Here is an 18,296-nt window from a genome sequence, read left to right on the forward strand (position 1 = left end):
ATGGTAGGTCTGTTACTAGGAATGCATCTGAGAAACCAGCTAGTGGTGCTGTTGAAACTACAGCCATATCAATTGTTCCCATCTGAACGCCTTCAATGATTTCTCTTTCAGAACCTAATTGTGCACTAGGAAATATTTCTAAACTATATTTGCCATCAGTTCTTTCTTCAATCATCTTGCCATATTCAACAAGACCTAGATGATATGGGTGTGTCATATCAACACTATTTGCTGCTTTTAATACTATAGTTTCAACTTCCTCATTATTAGTACCATTTTCATTGTTACCATTTTCATTGTTACCATCAGTACCTCCACAACCAGCTACTAGTGCCATTGCAAATAAAGCTACAATTATTAGTATTAAAACCTTTGAATTTCTCTTCTTCACAAATACTCCTCCTTGTTTTTATAATCTGTAGTTTTGAGCAAACTTTCAAATACATTAGCTTACCCTACTTTTGCTTACTATCACCCCCTTAATTGCTTAAATCCCCTCTGCCTCTTTGGCTTAAAACATGTACATGCTCTCCTAAGGAAATGTTATTTGTGGTTAGTCCTATTTCCTCTCCATACTTATATACTGCACTACCACTTTGAATATCCATTATTGCAACCTTATGACCGAAACCAATGTCGCATTTTAATCTAATAAGTACAGAAGCATTACCAGCTTCAACTTTAATTTCTTGTCCTTTTTGTAAATCTGTTGTAGCAGTAGCTACATTGTCTTTTGGATTAATCACAATTAACTGTTGCATCTTTCTATCCCCCACTTTTATCCGATGACTATCACCGCTAAGACTCCCATCTTCTAGCCTTGTACTGGTATTTCTACGCATTGCAAAAATCACAATGCTAGAACTATGGCGTAAGTGGGAGATAAGCGGTGCTATGTCCCTGGATAACGGTTTCTAACCTTCAGACGGAGTAAAAACTCCACCTGAAGTCAAGAATCCTGTTTATATTAACCCTTTTTCTTTCAACAGTAACGTTTCTTTATAGCCTAGTTCTCTGGAAATAGTCATGGCAGTACCTGTTATTTCCTCAACTATCTCAGAATACTTTTCCCCCTTTATTTTACCCGATGGTCCTGAAACACTAATGGCTCCAATGACTTTACCATTATTATCATATATAGGTGCCGCTACGCAACTAACCCCACTTATTAATTCTTCATTATCTATAGCATATCCCTGTAATTTAATTACCTCTAAGTCTTCCATCAATCTATTTAGATCAGTTACTGTGTTCTTTGTAAAATGAGGCATACCTCTTTTTTCCACTATACCTTTAACTTCACTAGCTGGCATATATGCTAATAAAACTTTACCCACACCCGTACAATGAGCAGGCAATCTCATGCCAACCTGAGTTACTACCCGTAAAGATATATGATGCCATTCTCTTTTATCGACGTAAAGTACTTCATCATTATCCATCACAACAAGGTGTACAGTTTCACCTAGAAGCTCAAGTAATCTCTGAATGTGAGGAGAAGCTACAGTACGTATATCCCAATTATTAGATACGATTGTCCCAAGTTCAAAAAGACGTATCCCAAGCCTATATTTTCCGTTAAATCCAGACTGTTCTACAAGATTAAGTTTTCTTAACGTTGATAGCAAACCATGTACAGTACTCTTTGCCAATCCCAAGTGATTAGTTATTTCTACCAGAGCCATTTCCCTATTTGCAGTTGCTAATATATCCAGTATTTTTGCAGCTCTAGCTACTGATTGAATCATGAATTTAAACCAGTCCTCTCTTCTAATTAAATTGAGGAAATAACTCTTTTTATATATTCTAACTATTTTAACTCTTTATCATAGCAACTTTTTCATTCTGTCTTTTTTCCTACTTATAGACATATTTCGACAAATTATTACCTTTTCCTGCAGGATAAATTCGGCAATGTAGAATTCTGTTCGGTTATCCTGACAGAGATTTAGCTAGTTTCTTCATCTATCTGCAATCCATCCTAAACTTGAAGATATTCCATTGCCAGTTTCCTGAACGTTTTTAACTAGTTCCTGAATGTTTTCTACCGGGAACTGAGATGCAGATCCAGAAGCACTAACTGCAGCTATAATATTTCCAAAGTGATTATAGATAGGAACCGCAATACAATTAAGCCCTAACTCTAATTCTTCGAGATCAAGTGCATAACCAACCTCTTTAGCATTTTGCACTTGTTTTAATAATTCATATAAATTATCTATCGTGTTCGGTGTTAATTTCATGAATTCAATTTTTGATAGTGCTTTGATAATATCTTCCTCGGGTAACCCCCCTAAAAGTACTTTGCCTACGGCCGTGCAATATAAGGGAACTCTCTTACCAATACGTGAATATCTTATCATGCTTTTTGTAGGTTCTACTTTGTCAATATAAATTGCCTCCCAGCCATCTCTAATGACAAGGTGAACAGCTATCCCACAATTATCTGCAAGTTTTTCTAGGTATGTTCTAGCCCTATGTCTAATATCCATATTCGCCGCAACCATATTTCCTAATTCAAATAGCTTTAACCCTAATCTATATTTACCATTGGTTTCATTTCTCTCTATAAAACCTTCCTTTTCCAAAGTAAAAACTGATCTGTGTACAGTAGTCCTATGAATGCTTGTAATTTTACTGATTTCTTGTACTGATAACTCTTTCTTACCATAATCAAAAGCTGATAATACTTTTACACCCTTCGCAAGTGAGTGCACAAGGTAACCATCTGTATTTTTTGTGTTCAATGTAAAAAAACCTCCCCTGGTGCCAAGTTTCAAACTTTTTCATACATTTGCGAACATTAGGTTTAAAGTATCTTTACTATTCTATTTATTTCTCTAATCTCCTTTTTTTTGCCTCGAAAATAACAAATCTAGAAGCATATTAATATTGAATATCCAGGGGTATGTTTGGCTTAAACTTACTATTCTGATTATTTCTAAACAATTTATTGTAGTTACAAAAAAGTATAACATGTAACATGTTGCCAAGCAACCAATAAATATAAAAGATTCAGCAGGCATTTGTACCTGCTGAATCTATATGAGGAGGGAAGTTACTCTCTTAGTGAGTTTGCTAAGATTTCAATTGGGTGCATAAGTCTTGGTCTCTCTTAGTTGATATCTTCCTAATACATGGATGCACCTTTTGCAGTGGCACCAGCATTTTTAACGTATAATCCCAAAACCCCATTTTTCTTACGTTCGGGTTTGAACCATTTTTCGAAGCGTTCCTTAAGCATTATATCAACTTCTTCAGGAGATTTTTGCCCGTCAATGCATCCAATAATATCCAAAGACCTCTTTGGTATATCTATTCTGATAATGTCACCTTCTTTTATCAAAGCAATAGGTCCTCCATCAATGGCCTCTGGAGAAACATGTCCTATAGCTGGGCCCCTTGTAGCCCCAGAAAATCTACCATCAGTAATTAATGCAGTAGATGCTAAAAGCTCTGGACGATTGTAGATTGCCTCCGTAGTTTTTAACATTTCAGGCATCCCTGCACCTTTTGGCCCTTCATATCTAATTACAAGAATATCACCAGGCTTTATATCTTCATTATCTATTGCTTTGATTGCTTCTTCTTCGCAATCAAAGACGCGTGCAGGTCCAGTATGTTGATGCATGTCTAGATCGATAGCTGCTTGTTTTACTACTGCTCCATCTGGTGCTAGATTCCCTTTTAAAACAGCTATTCCTCCTACTGGCTTGTAAGGTGAACTTAAAGGTCTAATAACATCTTTTGGCTTTATACCAAAGCTTTCTAAATATAAATGATTATTATGAAAAAATCCCTCTTCACGCAAGTTTTCTAGATTTTCCCCAACTGTTTTGCCTGTTATGGTTAACGCGTCCAAATGAAGATGGTCCTTTAGCGCCATCATTATGCCTGGGACACCCCCAGCATACCAAAGTATTTGAGTCGGCCACGGTCCAGATGTTTTTAAGCCTGCTAGGACAGGAATATGCTTGTTAATGTAGTCAAAATCTTCAAGTTTAATTGATAGATTAGCTTCTTTAGCTATTGCTGGTAAATGGAGCAATATATTAGTTGAACCAGAAACTGCTGAATGAACCATCATTGCATTTTCAAATGCCTTTTGTGTTAGTATATATGAAGGAGTTAAATCACTTTTTACTAATTCCATTACTTGTTGCCCAGCTTTATTTGCTAAATGTTTAATTAGATTAGACCACGCAGGCATTAAAGCATTTCCTGGTAAAGACAGGCCTAAAGCTTCAGCCATAACTTGCATTGTACTAGCAGTTCCCATATATTGGCATGCGCCACAAGTAGGACAAGCATTTACTTGGAAATAAAGTTGCTTCTTTAATGTCATTTCACCTTTCTTTACTAATTCATTTGTCTCATAACACTTTTCAGCCGAAATAAAATTAGGGCCTGGCATCATAGATCCACCACAAAAATGTAAGCCAGGTATGTTGAGTCGTGTTAATGCCATTAAGTGAGCTGGAGTAGATTTATCACACGATGAAAAAGTTAATAAAGCATCAAAAGGCATCGCTTTAGCGTGTATTTCGACCATGGCTGCAATAATATCTCTAGACACCAAAGAATAATTCATGCCATCATGCCCAGTAGCTATTCCATCACATATATCAGTTACTGTATATACAGCAGGTTTTCCATTTGCTTTGTAAACTCCTATCTTAGCCTCTTCCACCAACTGATTGAGGTGTTTACTACCAGGATGACTATCTCCATATGTGCTTTCTAGTAATATTTGAGGTTTGTTTAAATCCTCAGGAAGCCATCCGCTTCCTAACAAAAGAGGGTCAACTTCTGGACCTATCTTCCTCAATTCTTGACTTCTAAGCATTGTCTCACCTCCATGTATATGGTTTTTTACTTTATTTCAAACTGCGAAGGTCTAACTAGTAGAGTACCTTCATTAGAAAATTCCATTGGTAAAGGATTCCCCCTAACCTCAATATTATTGTTTTCTACCAAATCTTTAGCCAAAGATTCGGTTACAAGTATGTGGTCCAATTCCGCAGTATTTTTAATAAACACTATTTTTGGTGCATTTAGATCAACTCTTTGAGATGTGATGATCGCTGCCATTATTGCGTGTTTTTCCATCTCCATGACTATGGGTATTTTAGCTGATTCAAGAATTGATGCTGTTAAAGAATTGGTATATAAATAATTAAAATTAATTTTATTAACTAACAATCTTGTAGTTATATCAGCTAATCCTATTCCACACGCATTCCCCTCGGTAGTATCTGTTAAATCAAAAACAACCAATCTTTGATAATTTAGATCTTCAAAACCAGGGAAATTTGATGCTGAACGACTTATAACATTTGTATCCATACCCGTACCACTTATATCTTTACCTATTTCCTCTACAAGCAATATATCAAACTCCTTAGGAATAATTCTTCCCATAATGGATTTTGCCCAACTTAACAACTGAGGTTCCCTTTGAAAAAAATTATCGGCTATAACTGTTTCTACATGAGCAATCTCTTTGTAAGCATTTTCTAAAATAGCTAGACCGAATAATATCTTAGTCTTCTTGATAATTTCCATACCAATTGTGGGAATTAAATCAACAAATTGGTCAACACCCCTAGCATGTGCCCAAGCTGCACCCTTATGTTTACCTAAACCTATTACAAGCATTTTCATTAATCCACTTTCAAATGGTCCTTTAAAGTCTGTATGTGCTTTTACTCTATTTATAAGTATAACACCATCGGCATTATACGCGTGTTTATCAAAATTTATACTTTCTCCAAACTTAGATTTTGGCAATTCAACGGTTTCCATGGAAGAAACAACGGGGGCTCCTACTAAACTCTCAGTAATACCATAGGATTTCAAAACTTTAGCCTGTCCTTTACTCGTTGCACCGCCGTGACTACCCATTGCAGGTACTATAAAGGGTCTTCCACCTAATTTCTTTATGTTTGCAATGGTAAGTGCTACTATCTCTTGCAAATGCACAATACCTCTGCTACCCACAGCTACAGCAATCCTCTGACCTGGTTTAATAGCATTCTTAATTTCTTCTTTTGCAAACTCTTGGCAAATTATTTGTTTTAAATCTTTTACCCTTTGCTCATCAAACTTTTGTTTTATGGGCACTAAATTAGGGAAACCCCATTTAAACCACTTTTCAAGCTCCATTTTATTGGTTTCAAACATTTTTCTCCCTCCACGAGCCCTAATAAAACTAGTGCTTTTCATATTCATTCCAATCTAAGATAATCTCTGCTAAGACTTTTGTATAATCCATAAGCACATCTATCTCTAGATACTCATCTGGACAATGTGCAACAGAACCAGGACCAAAAACAATTGTAGGCGTATTAGAAAACTCAGTTAATGACCTAGCATCTGTGCCAAATGGCGTACCTCCAAGTTCAGCATCTTTATTGAAATGTCTTTTATATGCTTTTTGGGCTGTTTTTACTATTTCATGATCATTTTCAATACAAGCAGAACCTAAAAAATTTTTTAACCACTGAACTTCTGGCCTATTATTTTTCAACCAAGAATCTTTATCTGCTGCTTCTGAAATCCAATTTTCAAGCATTTTTTTGCCGTTATCTAGTTTTTCTCCGGGAGCAACACCCATTCTCCCCTCAATAGCAACTAAATCAGGAACAGTTGACGGCCAAACTCCTCCATTTATAGTACCCACGTTTATTGTGAACGGAATTGGAACATCTTTATACAAAGGACTAGCGTATATTTCGCATCTATGCTTCTCCAAACTCTCAATTGCTAATAAAACTTTATAGGCTTTCTCAATGGCACTTACTCCCAAATATCTTTTACCACCATGAAATGATTGTCCGGGTATATTAATCTTAAAGTATAGGACACCCTGTTGAGCTGGGCATATTTTAAAACCAACAGGTTCAGGTATTATTGCAGCATCTGCTTTATATCCTCTAAGTGCACAAGCTAAGCTTCCAGCCCCGCCAGTTTCCTCTTCTATTACAGATTGAAATATCAAGTCACCCTTTAATTTTACACCTAATTTTTTGAATGCTTTTAATACACCAAATATTGCTGAATTAACTCCCTTCATATCAGAAACACCGCGGCCAATAATTTTATTATTAACAACGGTCCCTTCAAATGGAGAATATGACCATTCATTTAAATCACCTTCAGAGACTATATCAATATGACTATTTAGAATTAAAGATTTTCCATTTCCCGTACCCTTGAGAACCCCTACAACATTAGGGCTATTTATAAAACTATCACGAGAAGATACAAAGGCCTCATGTTTCTTCAATTCATTTATATCAGGTTCCCACATATCAATATAATCAAAATCTAAATCCTCCAAAACCTCTTTAACATATCGCTGTGCAAGAATTTCATTACCAGACTTCGTAGGAAATTTTATTAATTTTTTCGCATAGTCAATAATTTCTGTTTGTAAGGCATCTATTTCCTTTTTTACATCTTCATATATAGACACAGTATCGCCTCCAGTTTTAATCAATACTTACTAGCTCTTACTAACTATTGATCAATGTCCAATGGATATTTGCCATACTTCTTTACTGCTTCCGCCATTGCTAAAAGATTTTCTACTTTTACATAATTGGGAATACTATTGGCGCTAGATAAAATGTATCCGCCTCCAGTCCCAGCCTGATTAATTCGTAGTTTTACTTCCTCATCTACTTCATCAGGGGTACCCTGGGTCAACGTATAATGCAAATCTATGTTTCCCATTAGACAAATCTTATTGCCATAGGTTTTTTTTACTTGTTCGATATCCATTGCTCCTGGTTCAATTGGATGGAGGCAGCTCATTTTTAGCGATAGTAGGTCTTCAATTAATGGCATTAAATTACCATCACTATGAAAAATCCATGGTAGTTTTATGGCATCAGCTGCTCTTTTCATATAGGGCAAAAACACATCTCTAAATACCTGCGGTGAAAACATTGGTCCAGTTTTATATGCTAGATCATCACAGGACCAATAGAAGTCAATCCCAATTTCATTAAGATTTTCAATCACCCTTTTGCTCCAATTACTATATTTATCTAAAATTTCATGAACTAAATCAGGATTATCATATAGAGCATATGAAAAACCATCCAAGCCCATACTTAATAATGTAGGACTGGCACCTAACCTTATACGAGCATATATAGCGTATCCACTTTTCCCGTATTTATCTATAAAGCTTTCTGCTTCCGAATATAACTCTTTATTATCTGGATCAGGCAACTTCATCAAATGTAAATCCTCAGCCTTTTTAATTAATCCATCGACAACATGGTCAATTCCATCTATCTCTTTTCTCACACAAAACAGCGGTGGGAAAAAATCAAATCCAATCGCATCCATCCCTAACTTTTGAGCAAGATCAACACAAGTAAAATCCTTTTTACCCATAACTTGCATTTGTATGCTTTTATCAATAGCATCAAAAAAAGGTACCCGATCCGGTTGTCCCAGTCTCATTGCAGTTAATAATCTTTCTCGTGAATTCATTATAGTCATTTACTTTCCTCTCCTTGTTAGAAATTAATTTAGTAATAGATTTGGCAAAAATAGTGAAATTTGAGGTATAAACGTTATTAGTAATAGTGCTACAAGTAAGGCTATTAAAAATGGCCACAAATCCTTCATAAGTTCAACTATAGAGATTTTTGCAATGCTTGAAATGATATAACTAACTACACCCAATGGTGGTGTTAATGTACCAATCATTAAGTTTAACACAACCATAACACCAAAATGAACCAAATTTATATCCAAATTCATAGCCAGAGGTTTTAATATTGGAATCATAATAGTCAATACAGCAATACCTTCTAAAAACATACCTACAATTAATAAGGCTCCGTTTAATACTAATAAGATAACCCACTTAGCATCAGAAATAGAGGTAAGCCAGTGTGCCAAGGACTGAGGCACACCTTCCATTGTTAGTACATATCCGAGAGAAGATGCCGCACCAATGATTAACATTATACCCGCGTTGGATACAACAAGCTGACTAAAAATTAATGGAATATCCTTGAACTTTAATTCCTTATAAATAAAAGTTGAGACTATAAAGGAATATACTGCACAGATAGCCCCTGCTTCCGTAGGTGTAAAGTTTCCACTAAAAATTCCTCCAACTAGGATAACTGGAGCCAACAAAGCCCAAATTGCATCCTTAAAACTAGCTGTTAATTCCTTTAAAGATGCCCTTTTACCTACGGGATAATTACGTTTTTTGCTAATCATATAAACTACCATCATCATTAATGCTCCCATTAATAGACCTGGAATTATACCTGCCAAGAGTAAAGCCCCTATAGATACACCACCCATAGAACCATACACTACCATAGATATGCTAGGAGGAATAATAGGACCTATGGTTGATGATGCTGCTGTAACGGCTGCACTAAAACCAACATCATACCCTTCTTCTTTCATTCCTTCAATTTCAATTTGACCTAACCCTGCTGCATCTGCTTGGGCTGCACCTGACATACCAGAAAATATAATGCTGGCAACAATATTTACATGTCCTAATCCACCCCTAATATGACCTACCAATGCTTTCGCAAAACGAAATATTCTATGAGTAATACCTCCAGTATTCATAAGCAAACCTGTTAACAAAAAGAATGGAACTGTCAATAGAACGAAACTATTTGTTCCAGCAATTACTCTTTGAGACAAAATACTGGGATCATAACCACCGCCAAACAATATTGCACAGACAGCTGTAAACAATATTGCAAAAGCAACAGGGATATTAAAGGCGAATAAAATCATCATAAAGATTAAAAGTGTTATAACCATTTATTCGCCCTCCATATTAATTTGTAATTTCTTTTAAAAAATACTGGATAATATTTCTGAATTAACCTTAATATCATTACCACACAACCCACTGGTACACTGGCATAGAGATAGCCACGAGGAAGTCCACTCATTGCCATTAAATCACTCATATATTTCAACATTAAATTGTACCCAGTATATCCTAGTACAAACAGACCAATTGAAATACTTATAAATATAATAATGTCTAAAACTATTTTAAACCGATCTGGAATTTTTTGATATACAACATCAATACTGACTAACTGATTAGTTTTAATACCAGCACCTGCGCCTATCAAAATTGCCCATACAAATAAAACTCTAGAAACTTCTTCAACCCAAATGATAGATCTACCTAATAAGCTTCTTGATAGTATTTCACTACAAACCATAGTTAGAACCAAAATTAGCAAGATGCCTCCAATTATTTCCTCAAAGTTGTCAAAAAAGAATTTTAATTTTTTAGAGTACATTTTAAATTGGAGTGCTGAATACATAAGTATTCAGCACTCCTCCCTCCCTTTTACGAAAGTATCTTGCTTAGTAGTTTCTCCATTCCTCAGGGGTAAGAACATTGTAGTCCCTATCAATTACTCGCTGATGTGCTCCTTCTCCCCACTGACTTTCCCATTTACTCCACATGCTCTCTGTAGCCTCTCTGAATGCATCTAAATCCACATCTTCAATGATAACCATTCCATTAGCCTCTAGAACAGCTTTAGCAGCCTCATTTGCTTCAATGTACATATTTGTTACATCATCCGCTAAAATACTAACTTCTTCTAGTAAAATTTCCTTAATATCTTCAGGTAATGATTGGTAAAATTCCTCATTTATAATTACCATTTCATTTTGAATGAAATGATTAGTAAGCATAACATATTTCTGAACTTCCCAATACTTGTTATCCATCTGCCAGGATAGTGGACTTTCTTGCCCGTCAGCCAACCCAGTCTGCATTGAAAGATACATTTCAGCAGTCGGAGTAACTACAGGTGAAGCCCCCCAAGCCTCAATCATGTCAACCCTAGTTTGAGCTTCATGGACACGAATTTTTAAACCCTTCAAGTCTGCAGGCGTTTTTACAGGAGTATTCTTGGTACTTAAATGTCTAGGACCAAAAATCGGGGATGGATCTAGTATCCTAACACCTTTTTCATCAAGAAATTCTTTAGCCATTTCTTGAACCATATCAGAACGTGCAAATTCTCTTGCATGATCGATATCATCGAATACAAATGGAGCATCAACTACTGACCATTCCGGTTGGAAAGCAGCAAACGGAGAAGGAGTACTATACATCATTTGCAAACTACCACCCATCACTTGTTCTAGCTGTTCAGGAATAGAACCTAACTGACTAGCCGGAAAAGTATCTATTTGCACTCTTCCATCAGTACGGTCAGAAATTCTTTTAACCATTTTTTGTAAAGCTAATTCAAGTGGCTGATCAGGTGGTGCAAAGTGTCCCCATTTTATAACTATTTTTTCTTTTGAATCATCCTTCTCAACATTACCACTAGAGTCTGAATCATTACTAGAACCACAACCAGAAATAAGAACCACAGCAAACAGTAAAATCATAAATACTATTAACTTTTTATTAATTTTCACATTTAATTCCTCCTTTTTTAGTATTCAAAAATAATTTCTTTTCTTTAACCTTTTACTGTTTATCACCCCTTTCAATTAACGTTTGCTCAAAAGCCTAAATCTCATCTTAGATAATTCTATACTCTCTCTTTCTTGAGTTAAGTCATTTTTTCAAACACTTTGCCATGCATCTTGTCTCAACTGACGTATATATTCCCACTACTATTGGCAAACATTTCGGGATTGATGAGCTTTTTTGGACACTCCAAATTCGTAAAACTCTATGAAAATATTACAATTGCATAGTTGAAACGAATTCAACTGCGAGACTCTGCACCCATATAATCAGACAGCTCTCTGCTCACCTGCTGCAGTTTGATTTTTATATTTGTTAGTTTATTAAAATTCATCCTGAAAGATGGCCCACTTACACTTAACGCTGCAACAATTTTGTTATCGTAGTCTCTTATCGGCATAGCAATGCATACTAAACCCTGAAATAACTCCTCATTGTCAATTGCAAAGCCTTGTACCCGTACTTTTTCTATTTCAACTTTAAGATCATCTAAGGTTGTTATTGTTCCTGGAGTAAAAGCTTCAAGCGGAGTAGAACCTAATAGCTTATTTAGTTCTTCATCAGGTAACTCAGAAATCAAAACCTTCCCTATTGAAGTTGCGTGTAATGGCTCACGAGTACCTATTTGCCTGTTAACTTTTAGCCTTGTTTCAGGATCAACTTTAGAAACTATAACCACATCTTTCTCATCCCGAACACCAAAATTCACCGCTTCAGAAAACTCATCACAAAGGTCTTGTAAAATCTCATAGTCAAAACTATACAGGTCGTGTTGAAGAGGTACCTTGTTGCCAATTTCGAACAATCTCCAACCAAGCCGATAACCATGAGTGCGAGGGCACCTTTCAATATACTTAGCAGCAACCAAGGTATCTAGAATTCGGTGTACTGTACTTTTTCCTAATCCTAGTTTGCGACTAATATCGCTGATGCCTAATGAATTCCTTGCACCAGTCTTGGATAGAAGATCGATGATGTCTAATGCTTTTTCAAGTGTTTGAACCGGATACTTTGGGATATGAGTTGGATTATTCAATTTAATAGCCTCCTAATCTAAAACCAATAATTTTTTCTAGTACAATAGTTCAAAGATAGACTAAACTTGCAAGATTCAGAATATTTATTATTCTTAGTTGGCGCAGGTAGCTTTTACCATGAACCAGCTAAGAATTGCTATTTATGGTCTTGGAATAGATAAGTCATCTTTATAGTCGTTGAATACGAGGTTATAATTGCTTCTATCGCACCATTCTTTTGCAATTACCGCATATTGCATTTTTAATTTAACTAATTCATTGAGATGAGCTGGTGAAGACCATGGATTATAAATATCAGCTTCATTTTTTCCAGGTTCAAATTTAAAGTAAACTGGTGCACATATTCTTGCTATTTCGTCAGCCTCCAGGTTTCTCTGGAAACCTCCCATGGAGTCTACCACGCTCATATACACATCCATAGGTATTCTTGTTACACTTCTTACAGAAGCAAGCATCGCCCAAGTTAAATCTCCTAGTGGGTTAAAGCTGTCTGCACCTAAGTCTTGAAGTAGCTTACCTCCTACTGCATTACCATGCCCTGCAAATACAGAAACTTTGAACTTAACATCTTTAGGAATAACTCCTTCTTTTTTCATATCATTAAGTAAACTCAGTAAGCCTTCATCACAAATTAAAAACCCTCTTATTCCTGCTTCTAAACATCTGTCAAATTCTTTGAGCCACAAATATAGATTGTCTTGTCCTCTTATCCTCATTCCCGATACATATCCTTCAGAAGTTGTATATTGTCTACCATGATCCCAAGATCTACTAGGAACAGGGTTTACAAGCACTTCAATTTTATTATCTGCTGCAATTTGAGCATAATATTTTAACTCTTGAAAATCTAATTTAGCTGAACCTCCGACCGTACCAATTACCCTATGAATAGGAATTTTACGCTTATCAATTTCTTTGCTCAAATATTCAAAGTTTTCAGCGCACTCTATGCCCGTTATCTCCATTCTGTAATGTGCCCCGCCTTCAAAGGTTAATGGGGATGACGGTAAATCATGTCTATCCTTTAGTGGAAAATCTGTTTTTTCTTCAATAAATTTAGCAATGTCTGCAAATGCCATTTTAAAAACCTCCATTCAATTTTGTTTAATCAGAATATTTTATCTTAATAAAGCAACTTTAAATTTAATCATTGACTTATTAAGCATCTACCTCCTTACAATCTATACAAACAAACCCTTGCGTTTTGTTCTGTTATACAGAACATCATTCTCATTATGCTTGTTTTTGAAGTATTCGTCATTAAGATCTTATTTCCTGCTAAAAATATATATTTTTTTCTACAGCCAGTATATGCCGTTCTACTATGCAGAATAGTATGGGCATCCCAGCGGACTTCATTGTACATTTATGCAAAAAAATAAGAAGTCTGCCCAAAATAGTTTTGAGCAAACTTCTTCAGAGAGATATATATTAAAACATAGCTGGTGTCATTGCCGACAAGAATACCAATTCATTCTCCCCTATGCTTTTTAAAATGTGGGGAACTGCACTATGGTAGTAAATGGAGTCCCCTTCTTCAAGTATATATGTGCTGCTACCGACAGTTATCTCCATTTTTCCTTCAAGGACAACTAGACATTCTTCACCGGAATGGGATAATGGTATCTCGCAGCTTTCTGCACCTGGCTTTAACCTGGCTATCATGATTTCCATACTTTTTTCGAAGTCTGGAGATAGGAGTTCATAAATTAGATTTGACTGTGGAAGTTGTAATACCTTCCTCTGATTTTTTCTAATTACAGGATTAGTTTCATCATCTTCCACCAGAAAGAAAAATATTGGTACATCCAACGCAGCAGAAATTTTTCTCAAAGAAGTTATTGATGGCTCTGTTAAATCTCTCTCCATTTGACTTAAGAAGCTTGGTGTTAAACCAGTTCCTTCTGCTAAGTCTCTCAAACTCATGTTTTTTTCAGAACGAATTTTTCTAATTTTCTCACCCAACATATAAAGTTCCCCCTGTAGCTATAGACATAGAATATCCAAATACAGGAGCCAGTAGCCAGCATAAGACCACAAATCTAAATTCGAGAAAAGCTCTTCTTCTGAATTCTGTATTCTGTATTCTAAAATTGCTCTAATTGTAGTGTCTTTTCATCACAAAATGATAGTATTGCCTCTAACACACCGCCAGCTATTGCTCTTGCCTTATCAGATATGGTAAAACAGTATTCTTTAGTAGCCCTTGGGTCCACATCCCCAATTTTCATGCCTTTATAAACTGTTATCCCAGATTTGATTAAACCTCTAAGAATACCCGCGATTTCTGTTTGCACCTGAGTATTACCAACTCTTCCAATCACAGTTCCTTCTTGTACATGATCACCAATTTCATGACTGGCAATGAAGATACCTTCAGCAGGAGCTTTAAGCAATCTCTTTATACTATGACCACCTATTTCTCCCGGAACTCCAGTATTTGGTTGAGCAAAGCCCTTACAAATCACTCTTCCAAGGTTATGACCTCTCATCGTTTCAATGACAAGATCCACGTCAGCGCCTGCATTAAAACCTGGACCAAGTCCAATGGTTAAGGGTGCTTGATCCTTATAAGTTCCTGTATTCTTCTTGGCAATAATCCCGTCCACTATCACATGAGGATGAAGGATATCAATACAGGATGCATCGGGATCCACTAGAACAGGAATCTCCTTTTTTGCCCACATCAATTCAAAATCACAACCTAAATCAACACTTTTTGCAGTTATTCCATCTATGGACATACTCCCTTGATATATAGCTTCTCCATAGGAAACAGTTCTGCGAACCATTGTAGGATCAGATATTTCCGTCATAACCACTTTAAAACCACTTTTTACCAATCGATGGGCAACTCCTGAAGCAAGGTCACCTGCTCCTTTTATGAGGACAATCATTAAACCTCCCCCATTCATATATGAATTTCATATTAGCCAAATTTTACTAGTTATTTGTTATCTGTCGACAATTTTTATCATATACGGTCTTTTTATAAACGATGTAATCATAATTTTCTTAATAGGCAAAATAGCAAAAATCTGTTCAGCAATTGTAAGTCCATCATTAATATTCTTTAGATCATCAGCTTGGTTTAATACTGGAACGTATTTATACTCTTTTTTATAATAGCCCTCTGAACTACACAGTACCTTAGTAATAGCTTCTTGGGTAATGATTTGTCCAACACGTAAACCAGTTATTGATGATACTCTTTCTGGCCTGTGAACAAATTCTCCTGTTAGTGGTTTTCCAATAACCTTTAGGCCAACAACAGGACAGAGAAGATCTGTCTCTGTAGGAATTATAGGTTCATGCTCTCCGGGTGCTTTAAAGCTTTTTCTTAAAGATCCATCCCCTTCTACTAAAATAAATGGGAAAAGACCCTTTAATAGATCCACCTGATACGATTCGAGGCCAATCATCTTTCCTTCTTTATTTATTTCCTTTCCAAGATATATAAATCCATTTTGGACTGGTTTTTCTAATAATCTTTCCTTAAAATATTCTCTAGAAAATTTCTGACTAATTAGAAGTATCTCTTCATGTTTTTCGGGAGAGAACATTTTAGTTGTAGTTGTTAAGATAACTGGTGCTGTTTGTCCAATTAACTCTTTTGCTAGCACCTTTAAAAAAGTTGTTTTGCCCCCTGCTCCAACAGCAGTTATCATATTTCCTAATTTGATATCCAAAGCGTCTCTGATTGTTTTTGACATATCTAACATTCCTTAATAAAAATATAATAACACTTTTAAGATCATCTAAGTGTATAGTTACGGCTGGATGTTTAAAACTTTTATTTTATAATAGAGAGTACTTCTAGGAATACCTAATGTTTTTGCCGTTTTAGATTTGTTTCCTTCACAATCCTCTAAGGTTTTAAGTATCATTTGTCTTTCAGTTCGTTCCGTCTCTTCAATTAGATTTGAGCCAAGTTCACTTTGCTGTACCATTCTATATCCTTTAATTTCTTCAGGTAAATGCTCCTTTTTAACAACTCCATCTTCAGCTAGTATTACCAGCCTTTCCACAACATTTCGTACTTCCCTTACATTTCCAGGCCACGAGTAATTCAATAAAATCGTCATAATATCTGGAGATATCTTTAATAATTCCTTTGAATATAGGGAGCAAAACTCTTTAACAAAAATAAATATGGTGTCAGAAATATCCTCTCTTCTTTCCCGTAAATGTGGAATATCTAGCGAGACAACATTTAATCGATAATACAAATCCTTACGAAAAAGACCCTGTAAAATCATATCTTCTAAATTTCTATTGGTAGCAGCTACTACTCTTACATCGGCATGTACAGGCTCCCTACCGCCTACCCGATAAAACACTTTGTTTTGTAAAACCCTTAAAAGCTTAACTTGCATATCAAGCTGCATTTCACCAATTTCATCAAGAAAAATTGTTCCACTATGTGCTATCTCAAATTTACCTGGTTTACCTTTTTTATCTGCACCAGTAAAAGCTCCACCACTATAACCAAAAAGTTCACTTTCAAATAGCGTAGCTGGAATAGCACCACAGTTTATAACAACAAATGGTTTATCCTTCCGATTACTTTCCTGATGAATAGCTTCGGCAAAAAGTTCTTTTCCCGTTCCACTTTCCCCTCTAATTAATACGGAAGCATTTGTTACAGCGACCCTTTTTGCCATTTTTATTGCATCCTGCAATTTTTTACTCTTGCCAATTATTTTTGTAAATGGATCCTTCTGTTCCCCAATTTTGCTAATTGCCTTTTCTAGTTTTCTAACTTGTGAACTAGCTTTTGTCAACTCCCTATGCAGGTATACAGTTTCAGTAATATCTCTTTCGCTAGAGACACTTCCAACTACCTCTTCGCCAACTTTGATAGGTGTAGCATTAATTAGTACATGAGTGTCATGGCACGGTTTATGATATGTGTCTTTATATTCTTTCATTGATTTTCTAGCCTCAGTAACCACTAGGTTTGTAAAAAACGAACTAATTGTTTTGCCGAGTATTTCCTCACTTTTGATATTGTATAATGATTGGGCTTTATAATTCCAGCCCACAACTTTGTCATTGTTATCTATAATTGTTATTGCTTCACTAACAGAATCCAATACGGATTTAAGCCTTCCTTCTGTCACTTTTACTTTATCCCATAGTAAAGACATCAAATCTTTTAGTATAATAATTCCTTCTGGGCCTTTATCCTCTTCCACCATCACTATACCTTCTTCGCCTAAAACGTTTATAAGGGAAATTATATCTTCCAATGCTGCAGTTGACTGAACAGGTAATATGTTTTTTGTCATTATCTCAGTTATAGGAACTTCCTGATGCTTTTCTGACAGCTCAATGACACGTTCACGCAGAACCAAACCCATTTCTTCACCTTTTATCAATACTGCAACTGCCAAGCTTTTCTGAAGCTTTTGTTGCAATTCTTGTAATGATATATTTGTATCTTGGGTAATTACTGGCCCTCTCATAATGTCACTTGCCGATAGATCTTGGACACCAACTAGTGCCATTAGACACACCACCTGTCAATAATAGTTTCTATAGTGTCTAATATTCGACACATTTTAAAAAATATCCTTTAAATATCTATTGCCATATCTGTCACACTACCCTAAAATTAAGATAATTAATACTCCTACGAAGGGAGGAAGGATTAATGGCAACGAAAGAAGTAAATGACATTTCATTGCAAGATTACTATCTCCCTGAAAATAATCAAGATGCGAATTCAGCCACTTGTAGTGCTT

The 18,296-nt window shown here is 35.7% G+C and carries 17 protein-coding genes and 1 pseudogene; all 18 read right to left on the reverse strand.

The window, feature by feature from the left end:
- Window positions 1–391: pseudogene (locus APF76_17800) on the reverse strand.
- Between the two features lie 88 nt (window positions 392–479).
- Window positions 480–761 (reverse strand): hypothetical protein, encoded by a 282-nt coding sequence (locus APF76_17805; protein KUO48740.1) that lies wholly within the window; start codon window positions 759–761, stop codon window positions 480–482.
- A 201-nt stretch (window positions 762–962) separates the two neighbouring features.
- Window positions 963–1,748 (reverse strand): IclR family transcriptional regulator, encoded by a 786-nt coding sequence (locus APF76_17810; GenBank protein ID KUO48741.1) that lies wholly within the window; start codon window positions 1,746–1,748, stop codon window positions 963–965.
- A gap of 213 nt (window positions 1,749–1,961) precedes the next feature.
- Window positions 1,962–2,747, reverse strand: a complete 786-nt coding sequence (locus tag APF76_17815) for a hypothetical protein (GenBank protein KUO48742.1) — start codon at window positions 2,745–2,747, stop codon at window positions 1,962–1,964.
- Between the two features lie 93 nt (window positions 2,748–2,840).
- Window positions 2,841–3,026, reverse strand: a complete 186-nt coding sequence (locus APF76_17820) for a hypothetical protein (GenBank protein ID KUO48743.1) — start codon at window positions 3,024–3,026, stop codon at window positions 2,841–2,843.
- Between the two features lie 104 nt (window positions 3,027–3,130).
- Window positions 3,131–4,846 carry a dihydroxy-acid dehydratase gene (locus APF76_17825; GenBank protein ID KUO48744.1) on the reverse strand — a complete coding sequence of 572 codons (1,716 nt, stop codon included), beginning with the start codon at window positions 4,844–4,846 and terminating at the stop codon, window positions 3,131–3,133.
- A 26-nt stretch (window positions 4,847–4,872) separates the two neighbouring features.
- Window positions 4,873–6,183, reverse strand: coding sequence for a hypothetical protein (locus tag APF76_17830; protein ID KUO48745.1), 1,311 nt, complete (start codon window positions 6,181–6,183; stop codon window positions 4,873–4,875).
- A 28-nt stretch (window positions 6,184–6,211) separates the two neighbouring features.
- Window positions 6,212–7,477 carry a hypothetical protein gene (locus APF76_17835; protein KUO48746.1) on the reverse strand — a complete coding sequence of 422 codons (1,266 nt, stop codon included), beginning with the start codon at window positions 7,475–7,477 and terminating at the stop codon, window positions 6,212–6,214.
- A 44-nt stretch (window positions 7,478–7,521) separates the two neighbouring features.
- Window positions 7,522–8,517 carry a hypothetical protein gene (locus tag APF76_17840; protein KUO48747.1) on the reverse strand — a complete coding sequence of 332 codons (996 nt, stop codon included), beginning with the start codon at window positions 8,515–8,517 and terminating at the stop codon, window positions 7,522–7,524.
- A gap of 24 nt (window positions 8,518–8,541) precedes the next feature.
- Window positions 8,542–9,819, reverse strand: coding sequence for a hypothetical protein (locus APF76_17845; GenBank protein ID KUO48748.1), 1,278 nt, complete (start codon window positions 9,817–9,819; stop codon window positions 8,542–8,544).
- Window positions 9,810–10,340 (reverse strand): hypothetical protein, encoded by a 531-nt coding sequence (locus APF76_17850; GenBank protein KUO48749.1) that lies wholly within the window; start codon window positions 10,338–10,340, stop codon window positions 9,810–9,812. The genes APF76_17845 and APF76_17850 overlap by 10 nt, the downstream gene beginning before the upstream one ends.
- Before the next feature lie 43 nt (window positions 10,341–10,383).
- Complete coding sequence (locus APF76_17855; GenBank protein KUO48750.1) at window positions 10,384–11,457, reverse strand: hypothetical protein; 1,074 nt, start codon at window positions 11,455–11,457, stop codon at window positions 10,384–10,386.
- 296 nt (window positions 11,458–11,753) lie between these two features.
- Entirely contained in the window at window positions 11,754–12,554 is an 801-nt protein-coding gene (locus tag APF76_17860) for an IclR family transcriptional regulator (GenBank protein ID KUO48751.1), read from the reverse strand.
- Window positions 12,555–12,689: 135 nt separating this feature from the next.
- Window positions 12,690–13,628 (reverse strand): hypothetical protein, encoded by a 939-nt coding sequence (locus APF76_17865; GenBank protein ID KUO48752.1) that lies wholly within the window; start codon window positions 13,626–13,628, stop codon window positions 12,690–12,692.
- 352 nt (window positions 13,629–13,980) lie between these two features.
- Window positions 13,981–14,517, reverse strand: a complete 537-nt coding sequence (locus tag APF76_17870; protein KUO48753.1) for a MerR family transcriptional regulator — start codon at window positions 14,515–14,517, stop codon at window positions 13,981–13,983.
- 119 nt (window positions 14,518–14,636) lie between these two features.
- Window positions 14,637–15,464 (reverse strand): hypothetical protein, encoded by an 828-nt coding sequence (locus APF76_17875; GenBank protein KUO48754.1) that lies wholly within the window; start codon window positions 15,462–15,464, stop codon window positions 14,637–14,639.
- A 39-nt stretch (window positions 15,465–15,503) separates the two neighbouring features.
- Window positions 15,504–16,262, reverse strand: coding sequence for a hypothetical protein (locus APF76_17880; GenBank protein ID KUO48755.1), 759 nt, complete (start codon window positions 16,260–16,262; stop codon window positions 15,504–15,506).
- Between the two features lie 57 nt (window positions 16,263–16,319).
- On the reverse strand, window positions 16,320–18,059 hold the full coding sequence (locus APF76_17885) for a hypothetical protein (protein ID KUO48756.1): 1,740 nt from the start codon (window positions 18,057–18,059) through the stop codon (window positions 16,320–16,322).
- Window positions 18,060–18,296 lie beyond the last annotated feature (237 nt).

Source organism: Desulfitibacter sp. BRH_c19 (assembly GCA_001515945.1).
GTDB lineage: Bacteria > Bacillota > DSM-16504 > Desulfitibacterales > Desulfitibacteraceae > Desulfitibacter.